This window comes from Pararhizobium sp. DWP3-4 (genome assembly GCF_049898205.1).
Taxonomy (GTDB): Bacteria; Pseudomonadota; Alphaproteobacteria; order Rhizobiales; family Rhizobiaceae; genus Pararhizobium.
Genome location: NZ_JAFCXF010000013.1, coordinates 36,033 through 55,490, shown reverse-complemented (window position 1 = coordinate 55,490; position 19,458 = coordinate 36,033). Strand labels below are relative to the sequence as shown.

The 19,458-nt window shown below is 59.9% G+C and carries 19 protein-coding genes; 16 read left to right on the top strand and 3 right to left on the bottom strand.

The features are described from left to right. Positions 1-106 precede the first annotated feature (106 nt). The 5 genes from ACP7E6_RS25245 to ACP7E6_RS25225 all read left to right on the top strand — a co-directional run bounded on the left by ACP7E6_RS25245 (position 107) and on the right by ACP7E6_RS25225 (position 6,644). Entirely contained in the window at positions 107-892 is a 786-nt protein-coding gene (locus ACP7E6_RS25245) for a DeoR/GlpR family DNA-binding transcription regulator (RefSeq protein ID WP_426232436.1), read from the top strand. Then, positions 889-1,656: a triose-phosphate isomerase gene (locus ACP7E6_RS25240; protein WP_426232435.1), complete on the top strand. Its 768-nt coding sequence runs from the start codon at positions 889-891 to the stop codon at positions 1,654-1,656. Before ACP7E6_RS25245 ends, ACP7E6_RS25240 begins: the two co-directional genes overlap by 4 nt. A 27-nt stretch (positions 1,657-1,683) precedes the next feature. Continuing rightward, complete coding sequence (locus tag ACP7E6_RS25235; protein WP_426232434.1) at positions 1,684-2,121, top strand: RpiB/LacA/LacB family sugar-phosphate isomerase; 438 nt, start codon at positions 1,684-1,686, stop codon at positions 2,119-2,121. A 1,221-nt stretch (positions 2,122-3,342) separates the two neighbouring features. Further along, complete coding sequence (gene aspT, locus ACP7E6_RS25230; protein WP_426232433.1) at positions 3,343-5,028, top strand: aspartate-alanine antiporter; 1,686 nt, start codon at positions 3,343-3,345, stop codon at positions 5,026-5,028. Between the two features lie 29 nt (positions 5,029-5,057). Further along, positions 5,058-6,644, top strand: a complete 1,587-nt coding sequence (locus ACP7E6_RS25225; RefSeq protein WP_426232432.1) for a bifunctional aspartate transaminase/aspartate 4-decarboxylase — start codon at positions 5,058-5,060, stop codon at positions 6,642-6,644. Positions 6,645-6,752: 108 nt separating this feature from the next. Here the strand turns inward: ACP7E6_RS25225 and ACP7E6_RS25220 are convergent, their stop codons facing one another. Next, positions 6,753-7,082: a DUF6074 family protein gene (locus ACP7E6_RS25220; protein ID WP_426232431.1), complete on the bottom strand. Its 330-nt coding sequence runs from the start codon at positions 7,080-7,082 to the stop codon at positions 6,753-6,755. Between the two features lie 358 nt (positions 7,083-7,440). On the opposite strand from ACP7E6_RS25220, the gene ACP7E6_RS25215 reads away from it, so the two are divergent. From ACP7E6_RS25215 to ACP7E6_RS25205, 3 genes are read left to right on the top strand one after another with little or no spacing between them, the layout of a single operon-like run. Next, on the top strand, positions 7,441-7,995 hold the full coding sequence (locus ACP7E6_RS25215; RefSeq protein ID WP_426232430.1) for a MaoC family dehydratase: 555 nt from the start codon (positions 7,441-7,443) through the stop codon (positions 7,993-7,995). Continuing rightward, on the top strand, positions 7,995-9,155 hold the full coding sequence (locus tag ACP7E6_RS25210) for a CaiB/BaiF CoA transferase family protein (protein WP_426232429.1): 1,161 nt from the start codon (positions 7,995-7,997) through the stop codon (positions 9,153-9,155). Before ACP7E6_RS25215 ends, ACP7E6_RS25210 begins: the two co-directional genes overlap by 1 nt. Then, positions 9,152-10,285 carry an extracellular solute-binding protein gene (locus ACP7E6_RS25205; protein WP_426232428.1) on the top strand — a complete coding sequence of 378 codons (1,134 nt, stop codon included), beginning with the start codon at positions 9,152-9,154 and terminating at the stop codon, positions 10,283-10,285. The genes ACP7E6_RS25210 and ACP7E6_RS25205 overlap by 4 nt, the downstream gene beginning before the upstream one ends. Before the next feature lie 33 nt (positions 10,286-10,318). On the opposite strand, the gene ACP7E6_RS25200 is transcribed toward ACP7E6_RS25205, so the two are convergent. Both ACP7E6_RS25200 and ACP7E6_RS25195 read right to left on the bottom strand, forming a co-directional pair. Continuing rightward, positions 10,319-11,155 carry an amidohydrolase family protein gene (locus tag ACP7E6_RS25200; protein ID WP_426232427.1) on the bottom strand — a complete coding sequence of 279 codons (837 nt, stop codon included), beginning with the start codon at positions 11,153-11,155 and terminating at the stop codon, positions 10,319-10,321. Between the two features lie 97 nt (positions 11,156-11,252). Beyond that, the gene (locus tag ACP7E6_RS25195) at positions 11,253-12,038 is read right to left on the bottom strand and encodes an IclR family transcriptional regulator (protein WP_426232426.1); all 786 of its coding nucleotides are present in this window, start codon (positions 12,036-12,038) and stop codon (positions 11,253-11,255) included. Positions 12,039-12,207: 169 nt separating this feature from the next. On the opposite strand from ACP7E6_RS25195, the gene ACP7E6_RS25190 reads away from it, so the two are divergent. From ACP7E6_RS25190 to ACP7E6_RS25155, 8 genes are all read left to right on the top strand, one after another. Beyond that, positions 12,208-13,524, top strand: a complete 1,317-nt coding sequence (locus ACP7E6_RS25190; protein WP_426232425.1) for an ABC transporter substrate-binding protein — start codon at positions 12,208-12,210, stop codon at positions 13,522-13,524. A 73-nt stretch (positions 13,525-13,597) separates the two neighbouring features. Continuing rightward, complete coding sequence (locus tag ACP7E6_RS25185; RefSeq protein WP_426232424.1) at positions 13,598-14,494, top strand: carbohydrate ABC transporter permease; 897 nt, start codon at positions 13,598-13,600, stop codon at positions 14,492-14,494. Continuing rightward, positions 14,494-15,360 (top strand): carbohydrate ABC transporter permease, encoded by an 867-nt coding sequence (locus ACP7E6_RS25180; RefSeq protein WP_426232423.1) that lies wholly within the window; start codon positions 14,494-14,496, stop codon positions 15,358-15,360. The genes ACP7E6_RS25185 and ACP7E6_RS25180 overlap by 1 nt, the downstream gene beginning before the upstream one ends. Before the next feature lie 4 nt (positions 15,361-15,364). After that, positions 15,365-16,462, top strand: a complete 1,098-nt coding sequence (locus tag ACP7E6_RS25175; RefSeq protein WP_426232422.1) for an ABC transporter ATP-binding protein — start codon at positions 15,365-15,367, stop codon at positions 16,460-16,462. 10 nt (positions 16,463-16,472) lie between these two features. Then, on the top strand, positions 16,473-17,585 hold the full coding sequence (locus tag ACP7E6_RS25170; protein WP_426232421.1) for a mandelate racemase/muconate lactonizing enzyme family protein: 1,113 nt from the start codon (positions 16,473-16,475) through the stop codon (positions 17,583-17,585). Between the two features lie 12 nt (positions 17,586-17,597). Beyond that, positions 17,598-17,927, top strand: coding sequence for an L-rhamnose mutarotase (locus ACP7E6_RS25165; protein ID WP_426232420.1), 330 nt, complete (start codon positions 17,598-17,600; stop codon positions 17,925-17,927). Next, entirely contained in the window at positions 17,920-19,005 is a 1,086-nt protein-coding gene (locus ACP7E6_RS25160; protein ID WP_426232419.1) for a Gfo/Idh/MocA family protein, read from the top strand. Before ACP7E6_RS25165 ends, ACP7E6_RS25160 begins: the two co-directional genes overlap by 8 nt. Then, on the top strand, positions 19,002-19,451 hold the full coding sequence (locus tag ACP7E6_RS25155; protein WP_426232418.1) for a MaoC/PaaZ C-terminal domain-containing protein: 450 nt from the start codon (positions 19,002-19,004) through the stop codon (positions 19,449-19,451). The genes ACP7E6_RS25160 and ACP7E6_RS25155 overlap by 4 nt, the downstream gene beginning before the upstream one ends. The last annotated feature ends 7 nt before the right edge of the window (positions 19,452-19,458 follow it).

The following is a 19,458-nucleotide window of genomic DNA, read 5'->3' as shown; positions in this document are numbered from 1 at the left end:
AAACCATGTCATCACAACAAAATATCACATAGTATCATTCATGTGGTTGAATTTATCACAATAATCGTTATCTTTAAAACCATCACAATCGTGCGAGAGCATCCCGATGAAGCCTGAAGACCGGCGCCAAGCGATCATGGATATCCTGATGGAAATGGGCTCGGCCTCGGTCGAGGATCTCGCCGGGCGGTTCGTCGTCAGCAAGATGACCGTGCATCGCGATCTCGACGATCTCGAGCAGGCCGGTCTTTTGCGCAAGGTGCATGGCGGCGCCTCGATCCAGTCCAGCCCGCAGTTCGAGAGTGATTTCCGTTATCGCGAAAAGATCGCTGCGGAAGAAAAACGGCGGCTGGCGCAGCATGCGGCGACGCTGATCGAGCCCGGCCAGATCATCATCATCGACGATGGCTCGACGGCAGGCGGTGTGGCCGACTATCTCAAGGAGATCCGGCCCCTAACGGTGATCACCAACAATCTCGGCGTGATCAACAAGCTGGCCGCGGTCGCCGGGATCGATGTCATCTCGCTCGGAGGCCAGTATTCAAAGAAGTTCAACGGCTTTTTCGGCATCACCACGGAAGAGGCCCTGCGCTCGCTCAGAGCCGACATGGCGTTCCTGTCGAGCTCGGCCATCCATGGCGCGTCCGCCTTCCATCAGGATCAGGAAGTCGTCCAGACCAAGCGGCAGATGATGACGTCGGCGGCGCGCAGCGTCCTGCTTGTCGATCACGGCAAGTTCGGCAAATCCGCCCTGCATTTCCTGACCGGGCTGGACGCATTCGACATGGTCCTGACCGGCGCGGAAATCGAACCGTCCTTCGAACAAGGCCTCAAGGAGGCCGGCATCACGCTTCAGAAGATTAGCGGCAAGACCGCGGAGGAAATAGCATGACAAAAACATCGGTCTGGGTTGGTACCAGCTGGAAGATGAACAAGACGCTCGCCGAGGCGATGGTTTTTGCTGATGGACTGGCAGAGGCCGATGCTGCACGCGACAACCGCGTCCAGCGTTTCGTCATTCCGCCGTTCACGGCTACCCGTCAGGTGAAGGATCGGCTTGCCGCAACCAGCGTCAAGGTCGGCGCGCAAAACATGCATTGGGATGATGCCGGCGCCTGGACCGGTGAAATTTCGCCGGTCATGCTCAAGGATTGCAACCTCGACATCGTCGAGCTCGGCCACAGCGAACGGCGCGAACATTTTGGCGAAACGGACCGCACGGTGGGCTTGAAGACGGCCGCTGCTGTCCGCCATGGCCTGATCCCGCTGGTCTGCATCGGCGAAACGCTGGCCGAACGCGAAGCCGGACAGGCCGATATCGTCCTGCGCCGCCAGGTCGAAGGCGCTCTTGCGCTGCTCGAAGGAGCCGACAAGGCCAAGCCTATCTTGCTTGCCTACGAGCCCGTCTGGGCAATCGGCGTCAACGGCATTCCCGCCTCATCCGCTTATGCCGACGAGCGCCACGCCCTGATCGCCGGGTGGGCGAAGGCCAGCCTTGGCGTTTCCGTGCCGGTTCTCTACGGCGGCAGCGTCAATCCCGGCAATTGCGAAGAGCTGATTGCCAAACCGCATATAGACGGCCTGTTCATCGGCCGCTCGGCCTGGGATATCGCAGGCTATCTCGACATTCTCAACCGCGTCGCCTCGGCGCTCTGAAACAACCGTCAACGGAAGGATACAGCCATGAAAATCGCAATCGGCGCCGACAGCGCAGGCAAGCCGCTTCTCGACGTCATCGAAGCCCATCTCGCCACCAAGAGCGGCCTTGAAGTCTCCAATCTCAGCCAGTCCGGCTTCTATGCCGACTTGTCCAAGGGATTGGCCGAAACCATCGTCAACGGCCAGAACGACCGCGGCATCCTGATCTGCGGCACCGGCATCGGTGTCTCGATCTCGGCCAACAAGGTGCCCGGCATCCGCGCAGCCCTGACCCACGATACCTATTCGGCCGAGCGCGCCGCCAAGTCCAACAATGCCCAGATCATCACCATGGGCGCCCGTGTCATCGGGCCGGAACTGGCCAAGGCCATCGTCGACAAGTGGCTGGAATCCGAATTCGATCCGAACGGCTCATCGGCCGGCAATGTCGAGGCCATCGACCGCCTCGACGCCGGCAAGTGATACCCTGATCAAACACCTTCCGCAGGATATGTAGATCCTCCCTCACATCCTGCAGAATGAGCGCCCGGCGAAAATGCCGGGCGTTTTTGTTTGGGGTGACAAACCCGAAATTCGCGACCTGACGAGAGCAGCACTCCACTCTCCGTCATGTCAGCCCTTGTGGCGGGGATCCAGCGACCCGACGTCTGTCGGGTCAAAAGACTCTTTCAGCTCAAGGACTTGAGCTGGCTGGATTCCTGTGACGAGCACAGGAATGACGGAGAGTTTGGCAATCGCATATTTTCCAAATGACCTGCAAAATGCGGAGAAAATGACATGAGTTTGAACGCCCAGCGAAACTAGGCGTTTTCGCTACGGCGCTCAGCTCCAGTCCTTCGCCACGCTGCCCTGCGTGCAGATCGTGCCAGGCGACAAAAAGCAACGCGCAGGCAAGTCCAGTCTCAAAAACATGTTTTTCCCAAACCGCCGGGGATGTTCAAACGGGATGCAACAGACCAGAACATTGATATCGAACAGTTTTCTCCCAATTGTCTGCCCCCAGAATCCCCGCCCAAAAAAACCGTGCCATGATCATGGCGTTCTGTCACGGATGCACCGCAAGACGTTTGCGGCGAGGCAGGGCTGGCGCTCCACGTGAAGCCTCGTGGTCTCCGATGAGGAGGCTGCGAACGTCAGGCGGACCGGAAGGAGAGCCCCCGGAAAATGGATTCCCCCTGTCCCTCTGGGGCGGGTGTGCCTGTGTGGCACGCATGCCGGGTCGAGAACCGTGACGTACCGGAGCCGTGAGCTTAATGCCGGAACCGGAACCCTATGTCGCGGCGATCGTCCCGGGTCAGAGAATCCGCAGTCGGGGTCTGTAGGGAGGAAAGCTCCCGAGAGAACGCCAAACGGGGCGCTGGAAAGCGTCAAACATATTTACTCATTAGAGGCGGTTTCCAGTGCCCCGTCCGATTGAGTGCATGTTTTGAAAACCACGGCGGACACCGCGCGGGGATGCTTTTTGCTGCCGTTCGTGTCGGCCGATAAGAGGAAAACCGGTATGCCCTATCAGGAGCGCCAGCGATATGTCCCCGCCCGGCGGCTTTTTTGGCGATGAGTCTCAAATCTGCACAAAAGCGGAAGGCCGTTAATCTTCCCGCGCAAGTTTGTTCTTGACCCCACCGCAACCCTCCCTTCTGATCAGGTGCAAGCGTACAAGCTGCGTTGATACGGAGGGGCCCCATGTCATTCCTGCAGTCGATTTTTCACCAATCTCCTGAAATCGCTCTGTTTCTTTCGCTGGCCGGGGGATACTGGCTCGGCAAGTTCCAATTCGGCAAATTCCAGCTCGGCGGCGTCGCCGGCTCGCTTCTGGTCGCGGTCGTGCTCAGTCAGATCGGCATCACCATCGACAATGGCATCAAGGCGGTTCTTTTCGCACTGTTCATCTATGCCGTCGGTTTCGAGAGTGGGCCGCAATTCTTCCGCTCGCTCGGGCGCAAGTCGATCCGCGAGATCATCATGGCGGCCGTACTCGCCATCAGCGGTCTGGTGACCGTTGTCGTTCTGGCCAGGATGTTCGGTCTCGACAAAGGGCTTGCCGCAGGCATCGCTGCTGGCGGTCTTACCCAGTCGGCGATCATCGGCACTGCCAGTTCGGCGATCGGCAAGCTCGGCCTTGCGGCCGACGAGACCCAGCGTCTGCAGGCCAATGTCGCCATCGGCTATGCCGTCACCTATATTTTCGGTTCCTTCGGGGCGATCATCGTCTGCGTCAACATCCTGCCCTGGTTCATGGGCCGCAGCATCCGCGACGACGCGGTCAAGGCCGAGGCCGAAATGCTGGCCGGTGCAAAGGTCTATGGCCCCGGCGAAACCCCTGCCCTTCCCGATCTGGTCGGACGCCTGTTCCAGGTCGGGCAGGCCGCTGGCCGCAGCATTGGCGAGATCGAGGCGGGCGCGACCGGGGCAGCCATTGCCATCGAACGGGTCAAGCGTGCCGGTGCCATCATCGGCGTCGAACCCGATCTCAAACTCCAGGCCGATGACATTGTTCTCGTGGTCGGCCGCCGCGCCGGCGTGGTTGGCATGGCCAACACCATCGGGCCCGAAACCCAGTCGTCCGACGGCATGGACATGGTCGTGGCAACACGGGATGTCGTTATCGGCAACAAGGACTATGCCGGAAAGACGGTCGCCGAAATCATCGAGGCGACCAAGGAGTTGCGGCACGGCGTCTTCGTTCTGCAGGTCAAGCGCGCCGGCAATCCGTTGACGCTTGCGGCCGATACCCGCATAGAAGCCGGTGACGTCGTGACCGTGCATGGCCTGCAGGAAGATCTGCAGCGTATCGCCAAGCGCGTCGGAACGGTGATCGTGCCCAGCGACAAGACCGATTTCGTCTTCCATGGGCTGGGCATCGTCGTCGGTCTGCTGGTCGGACTTGCGGTCATTCGCATCGGCTCCATTCCGCTGACGCTCGGCAGCGGCGGCGGCGCCCTGCTGGCGGGTCTCGCCTTCGGCTGGTACCGCAGCCGCAACATGGCGCTCGGCAACATGCCGACGGCAGCCTCGACGCTGCTGCGCGATCTCGGCCTTGCCGGCTTCGTTGCCGTCGTCGGGCTGCAATCGGGACAACAGGCCGTACACACGATCGCTGCAAACGGCATTTCGATCTTCCTGATCGGCGTCGTCGTCACCATCCTGCCGCTGATCATCACCATGCTGGTGGGCCGCTATATCCTGCACTATGACAACACCGCCATCTTCGCCGGCGCGCTGTCCGGATCGCGCAGCGCCAACCCTGCCTTCGGCGAAATCCTCGACAAGGCCGGAAATACCGTTCCAACCACACCCTTCGCCATCACTTACGCGCTGGCCAATGTCTTCCTGACATTGCTCGGCCCGCTCGTCGTCGCTTTCGTCTGACTTGTTCGACTTTGCAAGGAGTGAACCTCATGACCGACTATAGCAGCTTTGAAAAACTGAGCCCGTTCGAGCTCAAGGACGAACTGATCAAGCTGGCTTCGGCCAAGGAAAACCGGACAATGCTGAATGCCGGGCGCGGCAATCCGAATTTCCTGGCCACACTACCGCGCCGCGCCTTTTTCCGCCTTGGGCTTTTTGCCGCGTCGGAATCCGAACTGTCCTATTCCTACATGCAGAAATGGATCGGCGGCCTGCCCAATATCGAGGGCATCGAGGCGCGCTTCGAGCGCTTTACCAGCGAGAACCGCGATCAGGCGGGCGTCGCCTTCCTGCAGCGGGCGCTGAGCTATGTGCGCGATCAGCTTGGCCTGTCCGGCTCGCAGTTCCTGCATGAAATGGTCGAGGGCATTCTCGGCTGCAACTATCCGGTCCCGCCGCGCATGCTGAAGATCAGCGAGCAGATCGTCCGCCAGTACATCGTCAAGGAAATGATCGGCGGGTCGCTATCGGCTGGAAATGTCGATGTCTTCGCCGTCGAAGGCGGCACGGCGGCGATGACCTATATCTTCAACACCCTGAAGCAGAACGGCATCGTCACCAAGGGTGACAAGGTGGCCATCGGCATGCCGGTCTTCACCCCGTATATCGAAATTCCGGAACTGGACGAATATGGCCTGAAGGAAGTGGCGATCAATGCCGATCCGAAACAGGGCTGGCAATATACCGACGAGGAGCTCGAAAAGCTGAAGGACCCTGACATCAAGGTGTTCTTCTGCATCAACCCAAGCAACCCGCCCTCGGTGAAGCTCGACGACCGCAGCCTCAACAAGATCGCCGATATCGTCAAGAACCACCGTCCGGACCTGATCATTCTCACCGACGACGTCTACGGCACCTTTGCCGATGACTTCCGCTCGCTGTTTGCGATCTGCCCGAACAACACGATCCTGGTCTATTCCTTCTCAAAATACTTCGGCGCGACCGGTTGGCGTCTTGGCGTCATCGCCACCCATCAGGACAATATCCTCGATGGCAAACTGCGCGAACTGCCCAAGGCCATCAAGACCGCGCTTGACCGGCGCTACGGCTCCCTGCTGCCTGATGTCAGCTCGCTGAAATTCATCGACCGGCTGGTGGCTGACAGCCGCACCGTGGCGCTCAACCATACCGCCGGCCTATCGACGCCGCAGCAGGTGCAGATGGTGCTGTTCTCGCTGTTTGCGCTGATGGACGAGAACGATGTCTACAAGTCGACGCTGAAGAAGGTCATTCGCAACCGTGAATCGGCGCTTTACCGGGAGCTCGGTATTCCCGTCACCGACAACCCGAATTCGGTCGATTATTATACCCTGCTCGACCTGGAAGACATTTCCCTGAAACTTTACGGCCCCGAGTTCGCCAAATGGGTCAAGGAGACGTTCTCGACCAACGAGCTGCTGTTCCGCATTGCCGAAGAGACCGGTATCGTGCTGCTTCCCGGCCGTGGTTTCGGTACGCAGCAACCGGCCGGACGCGCCTCCCTCGCCAATCTCAACGAATTCGAATACGCCGCCATCGGCCGCTCGTTGCGTTCCATGGCGGACGAATATTACGAGACGTTCCAGAAAAAGAAGTAGCGGAACCAATTCGTCACAACGACAAAAGGGCAGGTCCACCTGCCCTTTTCCTGTGCCCTTTCCGGAGGCTCCGAAGTCTCGATGTTTGCGGCCGGACTGGCGGACCTGTCAGGAATTAAGCGTATAGCCGTCCTGGGCCTCAGCCGCCAAACGGTCCGAATAACGCCGCATCATCTCCACCTGGACTTCCGTTTGGAAAGACATGACCTGGTGGCGGACGGCTTCCTCGGAGCAGCCCAGATTGCTCAGGCGCTCCGCCAGCGCGCGGCATTCGGTTTTCCAATACTGCAGAGCCTCGTCGCCATGGACGTTTTCAAGCTCGCGGGCGCAGCGTCTGATGGTGCTGGCCTGCCCCGACAGCGGGAACGGCACAACCCGGTCTTCCGTTTCCGAAAAACGCACATCCTTCAACGCAGCACTCATCAGGCGGTTCTCCATGTTGGTGATTCTGATTTACAAAGCATATAGTTAACGCTTGGTATCCAGCGGCGGGCTTTGCCGGTTTTAGCAGCCGAAAAAGCCCTTTCAGGCGGGATGGAGTGTTCAAGCCGGTCAATCCGGGTAACGCATCACATTCATCTACCCTCCCGCATTTCCCGCCCTGCCGTTCATTCCCCTCATCAGATTGCACCTTGTTTTGCTTCCGCGCGCTCATCGCAGCCGGCCGCAAGTGCGCGCAAACGTCGGTTGCCGCTTGCAAAAATCATCCATATGTGAAAATCTTCTTTACATAAGAAAACTGGAGGACGCACATGGACATGACAAGGCGAGGCGGAATTCGCGTGGCGGGAAAGCCATGAGCACCCTTTCCCCAACCGTGGGCGTGTCCTCCAATCACCCTTCGGACATGCCGACGGACCATGCCTCGCTTCCGGTCTGGAATGCCGAAAACTGGTTTTATGAGGATTGGCCGGCCGGACAGCGCATCCGCTCTTTGCGGCGCACCATGGCCGAGGGCGACAGCCATCTGTTCAACATGCTGGTCACCGATATTCATCCTTATGTGCAGGACCAGATGTTTGCCGAGCGCGAAGGCATTTTCGGCAAGCGGCTGATTGCCGGTGCGTTCGTGTTCTCCGCCGGCCTCGGGCTTGTCGCCACCAACTGCGTCAACGCCTTTTCCTATGGCTATGACAAGCTGCGCTTCATCAAGCCGGTCTTCATCGGCGATACGATCTACGCCATCCGCACCAACCTGGATAAGGCGCCGCGCTACAAGGACATGGGCCTGATCCGCGCCAGTTACGAGGTGTTCAAGGGCGAGGGCGAACTGGTGCTCTACTGCGAGCATCTGCAGACCGTAAAATACAAGAACCCGGCCGATTTTGCCGGCAAGACGGAAAAACAATAATGTCAGCAGATACCGACCTTCCCCTCGCCGGCCTGATCGTCGTCGATCTCAGCCAGTTCCTGTCCGGTCCCTACTGCTCCCTACGATTGATGGATCTTGGCGCCCGCGTCATCAAGATCGAGCGGCCGGATGGCGGCGACCTGTCGCGGCGCCTCTATCTGAGCGATACCGAGATCGGCGGCGATTCCACCATCTTCCATGCGATCAACCGGGCGAAGGAAAGCCTGGCCATCGATTTGAAGGACGAGAAGGATCTGGCTTCGCTGCGGACGCTGCTCGCTCAGGCCGACGTGCTGATCCAGAATTTCCGGCCCGGTGTCATCGAGCGGCTTGGGCTGGATTACGAGGCCGTCAAGGCCATCAATCCGCGACTCGTCTACGCATCGATCAGCGGCTATGGTGAGGAAGGCCCCTGGGTCAAACGGCCGGGACAAGACCTTTTGGCACAATCGCGTTCGGGCGTGATGTGGCTGAACGGCGATGAGGATCAGGGGCCGGTTCCTTTCGGCCTGGCGATCGGTGACATGCTGGCCGGTGCAGCCCTTGCCCAGGGCATTCTGGCGGCGCTCGTCCGCCGCAGCATCAAGGGCACCGGCAGCCATGTCGAGACCAGCCTGCTCGAAGCCCTGGTCGATTTCCAGTTCGAGGTTTTGACGACCCATCTGAACGACGGACGGCGATTGCCGAAGCGGGCAAACTTTCGCAGTGCCCATGCGTATCTTTCGGCTCCATACGGCGTCTATGCGGCGGCCGACGGCTATCTCGCCATCGCCATGACGCCGATCCCCAAGCTTGCCGATCTGCTCGGCATGGACGAGCTTGCGCCCTACCGCGACAACTCATCCACCTGGTTTACCGCCCGCGACGAGATCAAGGCGCTGATCGCCAGGCGCATTGCCACCAAGACCACCGACGAGTGGCTGGCAATCCTCGAACCGGCGGATATCTGGTGCGCCCGGGTACTGAACTGGAACGAGCTACTGGAGAGCGAGGGCTTTCAGGTTCTCGACATGCTGCAGACGGTCACCCGCGAGGACAAAATTTCGATCACCACGACCCGCTCGCCGCTCCGCGTCAACGGTGTGCGGGCCAAGGTCGATCGTGCAGCACCCCGCATCGGCGAACACAGCCAGGCTATTCGCGACGAGTTCGGCCTATGACCATTACACTCAAAGGCATGACCTGGAACCATCCGCGCGGCTACTATCCGATGGTCGCCTGCTCGAGCCGCTGGTTCGGCGAAACCGGCGTCAGGGTCGAATGGGAAAAACGTTCTCTGCAGGATTTCGAAACATTTCCGGTAGAGGAATTGGCAAAACAGTTCGACCTCATCGTCATCGACCACCCGCATGTCGGGCAGATCACCCATGAGAAATGCCTGCTGCCTCTGGATGTCGCCGGCCGCGAAAACGAGCGAGCCGCGCTGGCGGCCGCCAGTGTCGGGCAGTCCTATCCGAGTTATACCTGGCAGGGCCGCCAATGGGCTTTTCCGATCGATGCGGCAACGCAGGTACAGGCCTGGCGGCCTGATCTGCAGGCCGCACCGCCCGTCAATTGGACCGAGGTGCTTGAGCTGGCGCGGGAAGGAAAAGTCCTTATCCCGCTGCGCCCGCCCCATTCGCTGATGAGCTTTTATACGCTGTGCGGCAATCTCGGGCGGCGTTGCGCTGTTGGGGGGCCAAGCGAACTGATCGACGTCGAGACCGGCATCCAGGTTTTCGAAATGCTGCGCGAGATCGCCGCTCTGGTTGATCCTGCCTGTTTCGAGATGGACCCGATCGCGGTTCTGGAGCGGATGGCAGTGCCCGAGGCAAAAGCTGTCGTCTCGCCGCTGATCTATGGCTATGTCAGCTATTCGGTGAAGGATTTCCGGCCTGGACTCATCCGTTTCGGCGATATTCCGCCGGTGGGCGAGAACGGGCCATCAGGTTCGGCGCTGGGCGGAACCGGTATTGCCATTTCAGCCTTCTCCGAGAACCCGGACGCCGCCATCGACTTTGCCTACTGGATCGCCAGCGGCGAAGTCCAGAAAGCAGATTACGCCGTTGCGGGCGGACAGCCCGGCCATGCGCAAGCGTGGGAAGATGTTGGCGTCAACCTCGCCACCGCCCACTTCTACCGCGCCACCCGCGCGACACTGGATTCGGCCTGGGTCCGGCCGCGTCACGATGGTTACATGGCCTTCCAGCAAGCTGCATCAGACCGCTTGAACGAAGGCCTGCTGCAGCGTCAATCGGCCAGGACGGTTATCGGCGACATCAACCGATTGTTTGCAGAGAGCTTTCGATAAGAAGCAGGGCGGCGGATCACGCCGGCCGCCTGTTTAGAGCCGCCAAAGTTTCTTGGCGTTGCCCGAAAACAGCTTGTCGCGCTCGCCTTGCGAACAACCGGTCAGCAGCGCGTGGGTTGCGGCCATCCAGGTCGACAGGCCACCGCCCAGCGTGCAGACCGGCCAGTCGCTGCCCCAGACGACGCGATCCCAGCCGAATTTCGCGATCGTGTGCTCGACATAGGGGCGCAGCGTCTCGACAGACCAGCTTTCCGCTTCGGCATAGGCGACGACGCCGGAAATCTTGGCGGTCACGTTCGGGCGTTTGCCAATCTCGGTCATATTGTCCCGCCACGGCTGCACCGCGCCGGAAGCGACGTCCGGGACGCCGCAATGGTCGAGGATGAACTGAACGTCCGGCGCAAGATCGGCAAGCGCAATGGCTTTCGGGATCTGATGCGGCAGGACGCAGAGGTCGAAGGACAGGCCGGTTCCGCCCAGCCGCTTGATATTCTCGCGAAACAGCCCGCCTTCCGACACATCATCGGGCACGACATGCAGCACGCGGCGGAAACCCTTGACGAACGGATTTGCCTGTTGCCGCTCAAGATAGGCGGCAAAACCCGCTTCTTCGGGGCGGCAGGCGGCGATAGCGCCGGCAATCAGGTTTTCGGGGCGTTTGGAAAGATCCTGGACATAGTCGATTTCAGCTTCAATCCGCGCAGTATCGACATCGACCTCCATATGAAGGGCGGCGCCAATGCCACAGCGTTTTGCCTCTGTCGCATAGGTTTCATAGAGAAAATCGCGATCGAGCGCCGGTACGCCCGACAGCCACGGATAGGCAAGTGCGGCCCTGTCGATCAGGTGCAAATGGGTGTCGATGATCATCTCTTGTGCCCTCCCCGGCGTCCCAATCAACTATTTCACATAAGAAGATATCATTCAAATAGGAATTTCAGCCTCTACCCGTGTATCTAACCGATGCTCATTCCGCGTGGTTGACGTCCGATCCGGCCAGCAGCGAAAGCTGCGCAGCGGTCTTTTGCAACAGCGCAATGCTCTCGGTGATATCCGGTGCGGACGGGGCGTTGACCAGCGCGATATAGGGGCAGGTCAATGCGGCAATGCCGCGCCCGTCCGGCCCCAGGATCGGCGCTGACAGATTGTAGACGCCGGCGGTCTGCGCGCTGGCCATCATTTCGTAGCCGCGCTGGCGGATACGGTCGAGCCGTTCGAAGAAGTCCTCAGACAGCGGTGGCTCCGACTGGCTTTTGACATGTTCGGAAATCATCATCTGGCGCTCTTCCTCGCTGCGGAAGGCGAGCAGCACATGCCCAGATCCGGTATCGAACAGGCTGATATGCGAGCCGACCCGGATCGAGATGCCCCAGTAATCCGGGGCTTCCTGCTGGGCAATCACCACGGCAAAACCACGGTCGAACACCGCGAGGTGATTGGCTTGGCGGCTGCGTTGAGCAAGCTCGCGCATCAGCGGCGTCGCATAGGATGCCAGCCGCCGGACCGGCGCATGCAGCTGCGCCAGACCGAACAGCTTGAGCGTCAGCGAATAACGGTCGCCATCGATCCGCGTCACGTAACCGCGCCGTACAAGCCGGTCGAGCATGCGGTAGAACTCGTTCGGACTGCGCTCCAGCTTCTTGGAAATCTCGGCCTGCGTCAGGCCGCCATCGACACCGGCCAGAAGCTCGAGAATATCGAGCCCTTTGTCCAGCGCCGGCGCGCGGTAACGGTCGGATTCATCAGCGTCCATCAACACATCCCCCTGTAAATGACTTACTTCATATACGCATACGAGGCGCGCGACAAAGCAAAGTTGCGGCTTGACGCAAGGGTGCATTTGCTGTTTGTATATAAATCAATTCCTCACAAATGAGGAATTCCCACCATTGGGAATGGTGTGGACGTGAGGAGGAGAAATCATGAACAAGCTGCTTTCCGGCGTATCAGCCGGAGTAATGTTGTTTGCCTGCTCGGTCGCGGCACAAGCCGCAGACCTGCCCGGCAAATTCGACGGCGTGACCATCGATGCGAAGCTCATCGGCGGCCAGCAATATGAAAAGCTCTATGAGCGCATCGGCGAGTGGGAAAAGGCGACAGGCGCCAAGGTCAACATCCTCTCGAAGAAGAACCATTTCGAGCTCGACAAGGAAATCAAGTCGGATATCGCCACCGGTGGCCTCAGCTGGTGCGTCGGCTCGAACCATTCGTCGTTCGCGCCGCAATATCCGGATATCTACACCGACCTGACGCCGCTGATCCCGGCCGAGGAAATCGCCAAGTTCGTGCCGGCGCTGATCGCCGCCTCGACGCTTAACGGCAAGCTGGTCATGCTGCCGCGCGCCCAGTTCGACGTTTCGGCGCTGTATTACCAGAAGAGCCTCTATCAGGACGAAGCCAAGAAGACCGCATTCAAAGCCAAATACGGCTATGACCTAACACCGCCAGATACCTGGGCGCAGGTCACCGACCAGGCCGAATTCTTCTCCTCGCCGCCGACATTCTACGGCACGCAGTTTGCCGGCAAGGAAGAGGCAATCAACGGCCGCTTCTACGAAATGCTGGTTGCCGAAGGCGGCGAATATCTCGACAAGGACGGCCGCCCGGCCTTCAATTCGGACGCCGGCGTGCGCGCGCTCGACTGGTTCGTCAAGCTTTACAAGGACAAGGCCGTTCCGGCCGGCACCACCAACTATCTCTGGGACGACCTTGGTCAGGGCTTCGCGTCCGGCTCGATCGCGCTTAATCTCGACTGGCCTGGCTGGGCGAGCTTCTTCAACGATCCGAAATCCTCCAAGGTTGCCGGCAATGTCGGCGTGAAGGTTCAGCCGGCAGGTTCGTCGGGCAAGCGCACCGGCTGGTCCGGTCACCATGGCTTCTCGGTTACGGAATCCTGCGCCAACAAGGAAGCCGCCGCATCGCTGGTCTGGTGGCTGACCAACGAAGACAGCCAGAAGCTGGAATCGGCAACCGGTCCGCTGCCGACACGCAGCGCCGTCTGGGATTTCAACATCAAGGCCGCCGAGGGCGACGCCTACAAGACCGAAGTGCTGCAGGCCTTCCAGGAAGCGGCAAAACACGCCTTCCCGGTTCCGCAGACAGCCGAGTGGATCGAGATTTCCAACTCGGTCTATCCGGAGCTTCAGGCTGCGATCCTTGGCGACAAGACCTCCAAGCAGGCGCTCGATAGCGCTGCCGAAAAGGCCACGACCATCCTGCAGGATGCCGGCAAGCTTTGATTGAACTGACGCGGCGCCACGGCTTTTGCCGTGGCGCCGCTTTCAATTTCCGGCGCAAATCAAAGGGCGCGACATGAAACTATCCAGACTATCGGCACCGGTGCTGCTGCTGTTTCCGGCGTTCCTGGTTCTCGCGGCAGTCGTCGTTGTGCCGCTGGCGCTGTCTTTCTATTCGAGCTTCACGCCGTTTCGCCTGACCAAGCCGGAATCGCTCTACGTCTTCATAGGCCTGCGCAACTATATCACCGTCATTTCAAGTTGGGATTTCTGGGTCGCGTTCGGCCGCACGGTGCTGTTCCTGACGATTGCGCTGAATGCCGAAATGCTGCTCGGCCTCGGTCTAGCGCTGCTGGTGTCCAAGGCTGTGCGCGGCCAGCGACTGCTGCGCACCATGATGATGTTTCCGATGATGTTTTCACCGGTACTCGTCGGCTTCCAGTTCAAGTTCCTGTTCAATGACAATATCGGCCTGGTCAACAACGGCCTGCAGGCACTGGGGCTGACAGACCAGGCGATCCCGTGGCTGATCAATGGCAATCTGGCGCTGTTTTCGATCACCGTTGCCGAAGTCTGGTCCTCGACCTCAGTCTTTGCCATCCTGATCCTAGCCGGGCTTCTGGCCATGCCGCGTGACCCGATCGAGGCAGCCCATGTCGATGGCTGCACGCCGCTGCAGACGTTCCGCTACATTACCTGGCCGTATCTGATGCCGTTCGCCTTCATCGCCATGACCATCCGTTCGCTCGATGTTGCGAGAGCCTATGACATCGTCAAGATCATGACGGATGGCGGCCCGGCCAAGCGCACCGAATTGTTGTGGACCCTGGTTGGACGCACCGCCTATGGCGACGCCCGCATGGGGCTGGCCAATGCCATGGCCTATTTTGCGATCGTGCTGTCGATTCTCTTCACCGTCTATTTCTTCCGCAAGCTCGCAGCCGCGCGCCAGCAGATCGGAGCTGAGTGGTAATGGATATCAATTCGTCCCACCGCCTGCGCAAGCGCCTCTATTCGCTCGCCCATATCATCACCCTGTTCGTGGCGATGATGATCATCTGCCTGCCCGGCTTCTGGATCATCCTGTCCTCGCTGCGCCCGACCGTCGAAATCATGGCAAAGCCGCCCGTCTGGATTCCGCAAGACCTGTCGCTGGACGCTTATCGATCGATGTTTTCAGGTGCCGGCCAGGGCGGTATTCCGGTCTGGTCCTATTTCCGCAATTCGCTGATCGTCTCGATCACCTCGACGTTCATTGCGCTCGGGATCGGCATGGCCGGGGGCTACGCTTTTGCGCGTTACAAGTTCCGGGGCAAATCGGCTATCTTCTTAGGCTTCATGCTGACACGCGCCGTACCCGGCATCGCGCTGTCGCTACCCCTGTTCATGATCTTTGCCCGTACCGGTATCATCGATACGCATTTCGCGCTTATCCTCACCTATGTCGCGCTCAACGTGCCGTTCACCATCTGGCTGATCGACGGGTTCTTCCGGCAAGTACCGAAGGATCTGGCGGAAGCTGCCCAGATCGACGGCTGCACGCGCTGGCAGGCCTTCTGGCAGGTGGAATTTCCGCTGGCAGGCCCCGGCATCGCATCAGCCGGCATCTTTGCCTTCCTGATCTCGTGGAACGAATATGCGCTGGCGTCGCAGATCACCCGCTCGGTGAATTCCAAGACGCTGCCGGTCGGCCTACTGGACTACACCGCCGAGTTCACCATCGACTGGCGCGGCATGTGCGCGCTCGCCGTCGTGATGATCATCCCGGCGCTGACCCTCACCTTCATCATACAAAAGCACCTCGTCTCCGGCCTCACCTTCGGCGCGGTCAAAGGATAATTTCATGGCTCCCGTCAGTCTCAAGAAACTGGTCAAGCGCTACGGCGCGCTGGAAGTGGTGCACGGCATCGATCTCGAAGTGAAGGACCGTGAGTTCATCGCCCTGGTCGGCCCGTCCGGATGCGGAAAATCGACGACGTTGCGGATGATCGCCGGCCTCGAAGATGTCAGCGGCGGCACGATCGAGATCGGTGACAATGTCGTCAACGACCTGCCGCCCCGCGCCCGCAACATCTCGATGGTATTCCAGTCCTATGCGCTCTATCCGCATATGACGGTGGGCGAGAACATGGGCTTTTCGCTGAAGATCGCCGGCCGGCCGGTCGAGGAAATCAAGGAAAAGGTGGCGGATGCCGCCGCCATTCTCGACCTGTCGCATCTGCTGGAGCGCCGCCCGTCGCAGCTTTCCGGTGGCCAGCGCCAGCGCGTGGCCATGGGCCGGGCAATCGTCCGGCGCCCGGATGTGTTCCTGTTCGACGAGCCGCTGTCCAATCTGGACGCCAAGCTGCGCACGCAGGTTCGTACCGAGATCAAGAAGCTGCATGCCCGCATGCAGGCAACGATGATCTATGTCACGCATGACCAGGTCGAGGCGATGACCCTGTCCGACCGCATCGTCATCATGCGCGACGGCCATATCGAGCAGATCGGCACGCCGGAAGAGGTGTTCAACCGGCCGCTGACCAAGTTCGTTGCCGGCTTCATCGGCTCGCCGCCGATGAATATGGACGACGTGACGGTGGATGATGGCAAGCTGGTGTTCGCCAGCGGCGCCACCCTGCCAATCCCGCCGAAATTCCGCCCGAGCCTGACGGCCGGTCAAAAGCTGACATTTGGTCTTCGGCCCGACGATTTCTTCCCAACCGGCCACGGTCTGAATTCCGGCGATGCCGAGGCGGTTGCCGAACAGGAACTGCCGGTTTCCATCACCGAACCGCTTGGCAATGAGACGCTGGTCTTCGTCGGCTTCAACGGCCGCGATTGGGTGTCGCGCATGCTCAATCCCCGCCCCCTGCCCTCTGGCCAGACCATCAAGATGAGCTTTGATCTTTCGCAAGCGCACCTGTTTGACCTAACGACCGGCAAGAGCCTGGTAGCCTGAGGAATTTTTGATGGCCCGTATTGAAAAAATTGAACTGCGCATGGTCGACCTTCAGCCGAAGGTGAAGCGGACCGACGCGATCCAGAGCTTTGTCAGCCAGGAAACCCCCTTCGTCACCATCACCGATTCCGACGGCGCGACCGGAACCGGCTACAGCTACACGATCGGTACCGGCGGTTCGTCCGTCATGCGGCTTTTGTCGGACCATCTCGTACCGCTGCTGATCGGCGCGGATGCCGACTGCATCGAGGCGATCTGGCACAAGATGGAATTTGCCACGCACGCGACGACGATCGGCCCGATCACGGCGCTGGCTATTGCAGCTGTCGATATTGCCCTGTGGGATCTGCGGGCGAAGAAGCAGAGCCTGCCGCTGTGGAGACTTGCCGGTGGCGCCCGCGACCGTTGCCCGCTCTACACCACCGAAGGCGGCTGGCTGCATATCGACAAGCAGTCGCTGGTCGATGATGCGCTGCAGGCCAAGGCGAAAGGCTTTTCCGGGTCCAAGATCAAGATTGGCCGTCCGCACGGCTCGGAAGATTACGACCGGTTGTCAGCCGTGCGCGCCGCCGTCGGTCCGGCCTTCGAGATCATGACCGATTGCAATCAGGGCTTTGCCGTCGACGAAGCCATCCGGCGCGCCGGGCGTCTGAAGGAGCTCGATCTCGCCTGGATCGAGGAGCCGCTTCCCGCTGACGATCTCGACGGCCATATCCGCCTCTCGCGTTCGACAACGACGCCGATTGCTGTCGGGGAATCGATATATTCGATCCGCCATTTCCGCGAATATATGCAGAAAGGCGCCTGCTCGATCGTTCAGGTCGACGTCGCCCGTATCGGCGGCATCACGCCGTGGCTGAAGGTTGCCCATGCGGCGGAGGCCTTCGACATTCCCGTCTGCCCGCATTTCCTGATGGAGCTGCATGTCAGCCTCGTTTGCGCGATACAGAACGGCAAATATGTCGAGTATATTCCCCAGCTCGACGATCTGACTGAAAAGCGCATGGAGATTGTCGATGGTAAGGCGCTCGCACCGTCCGAGCCAGGCATCGGCATCGCCTGGGACTGGGATGCGGTCAAATCGCGCTCAGTCGAAGAATTCACCCGCGAATTCCGGGCCTGACAGGGGACGATAATGCAGCGCATGAGCATGGTGATCGGGCTTGAGCCGACAAAGGTCGAGGAATACAGGCGCCTTCACGCGGCTGTATGGCCAGAGATTCTTGCCCTGATCTCGGACTGCAACATAACCAACTATTCGATCTTCCTGAAGGAGCCGGAAAACCTGCTGTTCGGCTACTGGGAATATGTTGGAACCGATTTCGGCGCCGATATGGCGAAGATGGCGGCGCATCCGAAAAACCAGGAATGGTGGTCCGTCTGCATGGCCTGCCAGAAACCGCTTGTCACCCGCAAAGTCGGCGAGTGGTGGGCAATGATGGAGGAGGTGTTTCATCATGACTGAGCATTTCGATCCGGCAACCCTTCGCCAATGGTGGCCAAAGCCTACGGCACCGCGCCCCATCGTCATTTTCGGCGCCGGAAGCATCGTCGGCGATGCCCATTTGCCTGCCTACAGGAGCGCCGGTTTCCCGGTAGCCGGTCTCTACGATCCAAATGCTGACAAAGCGCGTGCACTGGCAGAAACCTGGGGTATCCGCGCCTTTGCCAGTGAAGATGAGGCGCTCACGGTCAAAGATGCGGTCTTCGATCTCGCGACGCCGCCTGCGACACATGCCGCTATCCTCTCGAAGCTGCCTTCCGGCGCTGCTGCGCTGATCCAGAAACCAATGGGCTCCGACCTGACCGCAGCGACAGAAATCCTCAATATCTGCCGCGCCCGGCAGCTGAAGGCTGCGGTCAATTTCCAGTTGCGTTTCGCCCCGATGATGCTGGCCCTGAAAGATGCGATCGAGCGCGGTTTCCTTGGCGAAATCGTCGATTTCGATGCCTGGTTGGCGCTGGCGACACCGTGGGGCCTGTGGCCTTTCCTCCAGGGCCTACCGCGCATCGAGATTGCCATGCATTCGATCCACTATCTGGATTTCATCCGTGGCCTGATCGGTAATCCGCTCGGTGTGCACGCCAAAACCATCGGCCATCCGAACCATGACGTCGCCCAAACCCGTACGGCGGCCATTCTCGATTACGGCGACAGGCTGCGCTGCGTTGTCTCGGTCAATCACGATCATGATTTCGGCCGCAAATTTCAGGCCTGCGAGTTCCGCATTTCGGGCACCAAAGGTGCTGCCTATGTCAAGCTCGGCGTTAATCTCGACTATCCGCGCGGCGAGCCGGACGAACTCTGGATCCGCCCATCCGGTGGCAAGGAGTGGATTTCCGTGCCGCTGCAAGGCGCATGGTTTCCCGATGCCTTTGCCAATCGCATGGCCAACCTGCAGCGCTTTGCCTCCGGCGAAGACGACATCCTGATCGGCTCCGTCGAAGATGCCTGGCAGACCATGGCGCTGGTCGAAGCCGCCTATCAATCCAGCGCGCGGCCAGCGACCCCAATTGCGCCGCTACCGGGATTTCGACCATGAGCGAACAGATTATCCATTTCGAAGAGTACGAACTCGGCTCTGTCCGGCTGACCATCGGCCGCACCATCACCGAGACCGATTTCGTTGTCCATGCCGGCCATACCGGCGATTTCTTCCCGCATCACATGGATGCCGAATTCGCCAAAACCCTGCCCGGTGGCCAGCGCATCGCCCATGGCACGATGATCTTTTCCATCGGTGTTGGCCTGACTGCGTCCCTGATCAATCCGGTCGCATTTTCCTACGGCTATGATCGATTGCGGTTTGTCCGTCCCGTCCACATTGGTGATACGATCCGCACGCGCGTGACGATCGCGGCCAAGGATGACGACCCGAAACGGCCTGCATCCGGCCGCGTTACCGAACGCTGCGAAGTTATCAACCAACGCGGCGAAGTCGTGCTCGCCGCCGATCACATTCTTATCGTCGAACGCAAGAAAACCTAATAGAGGC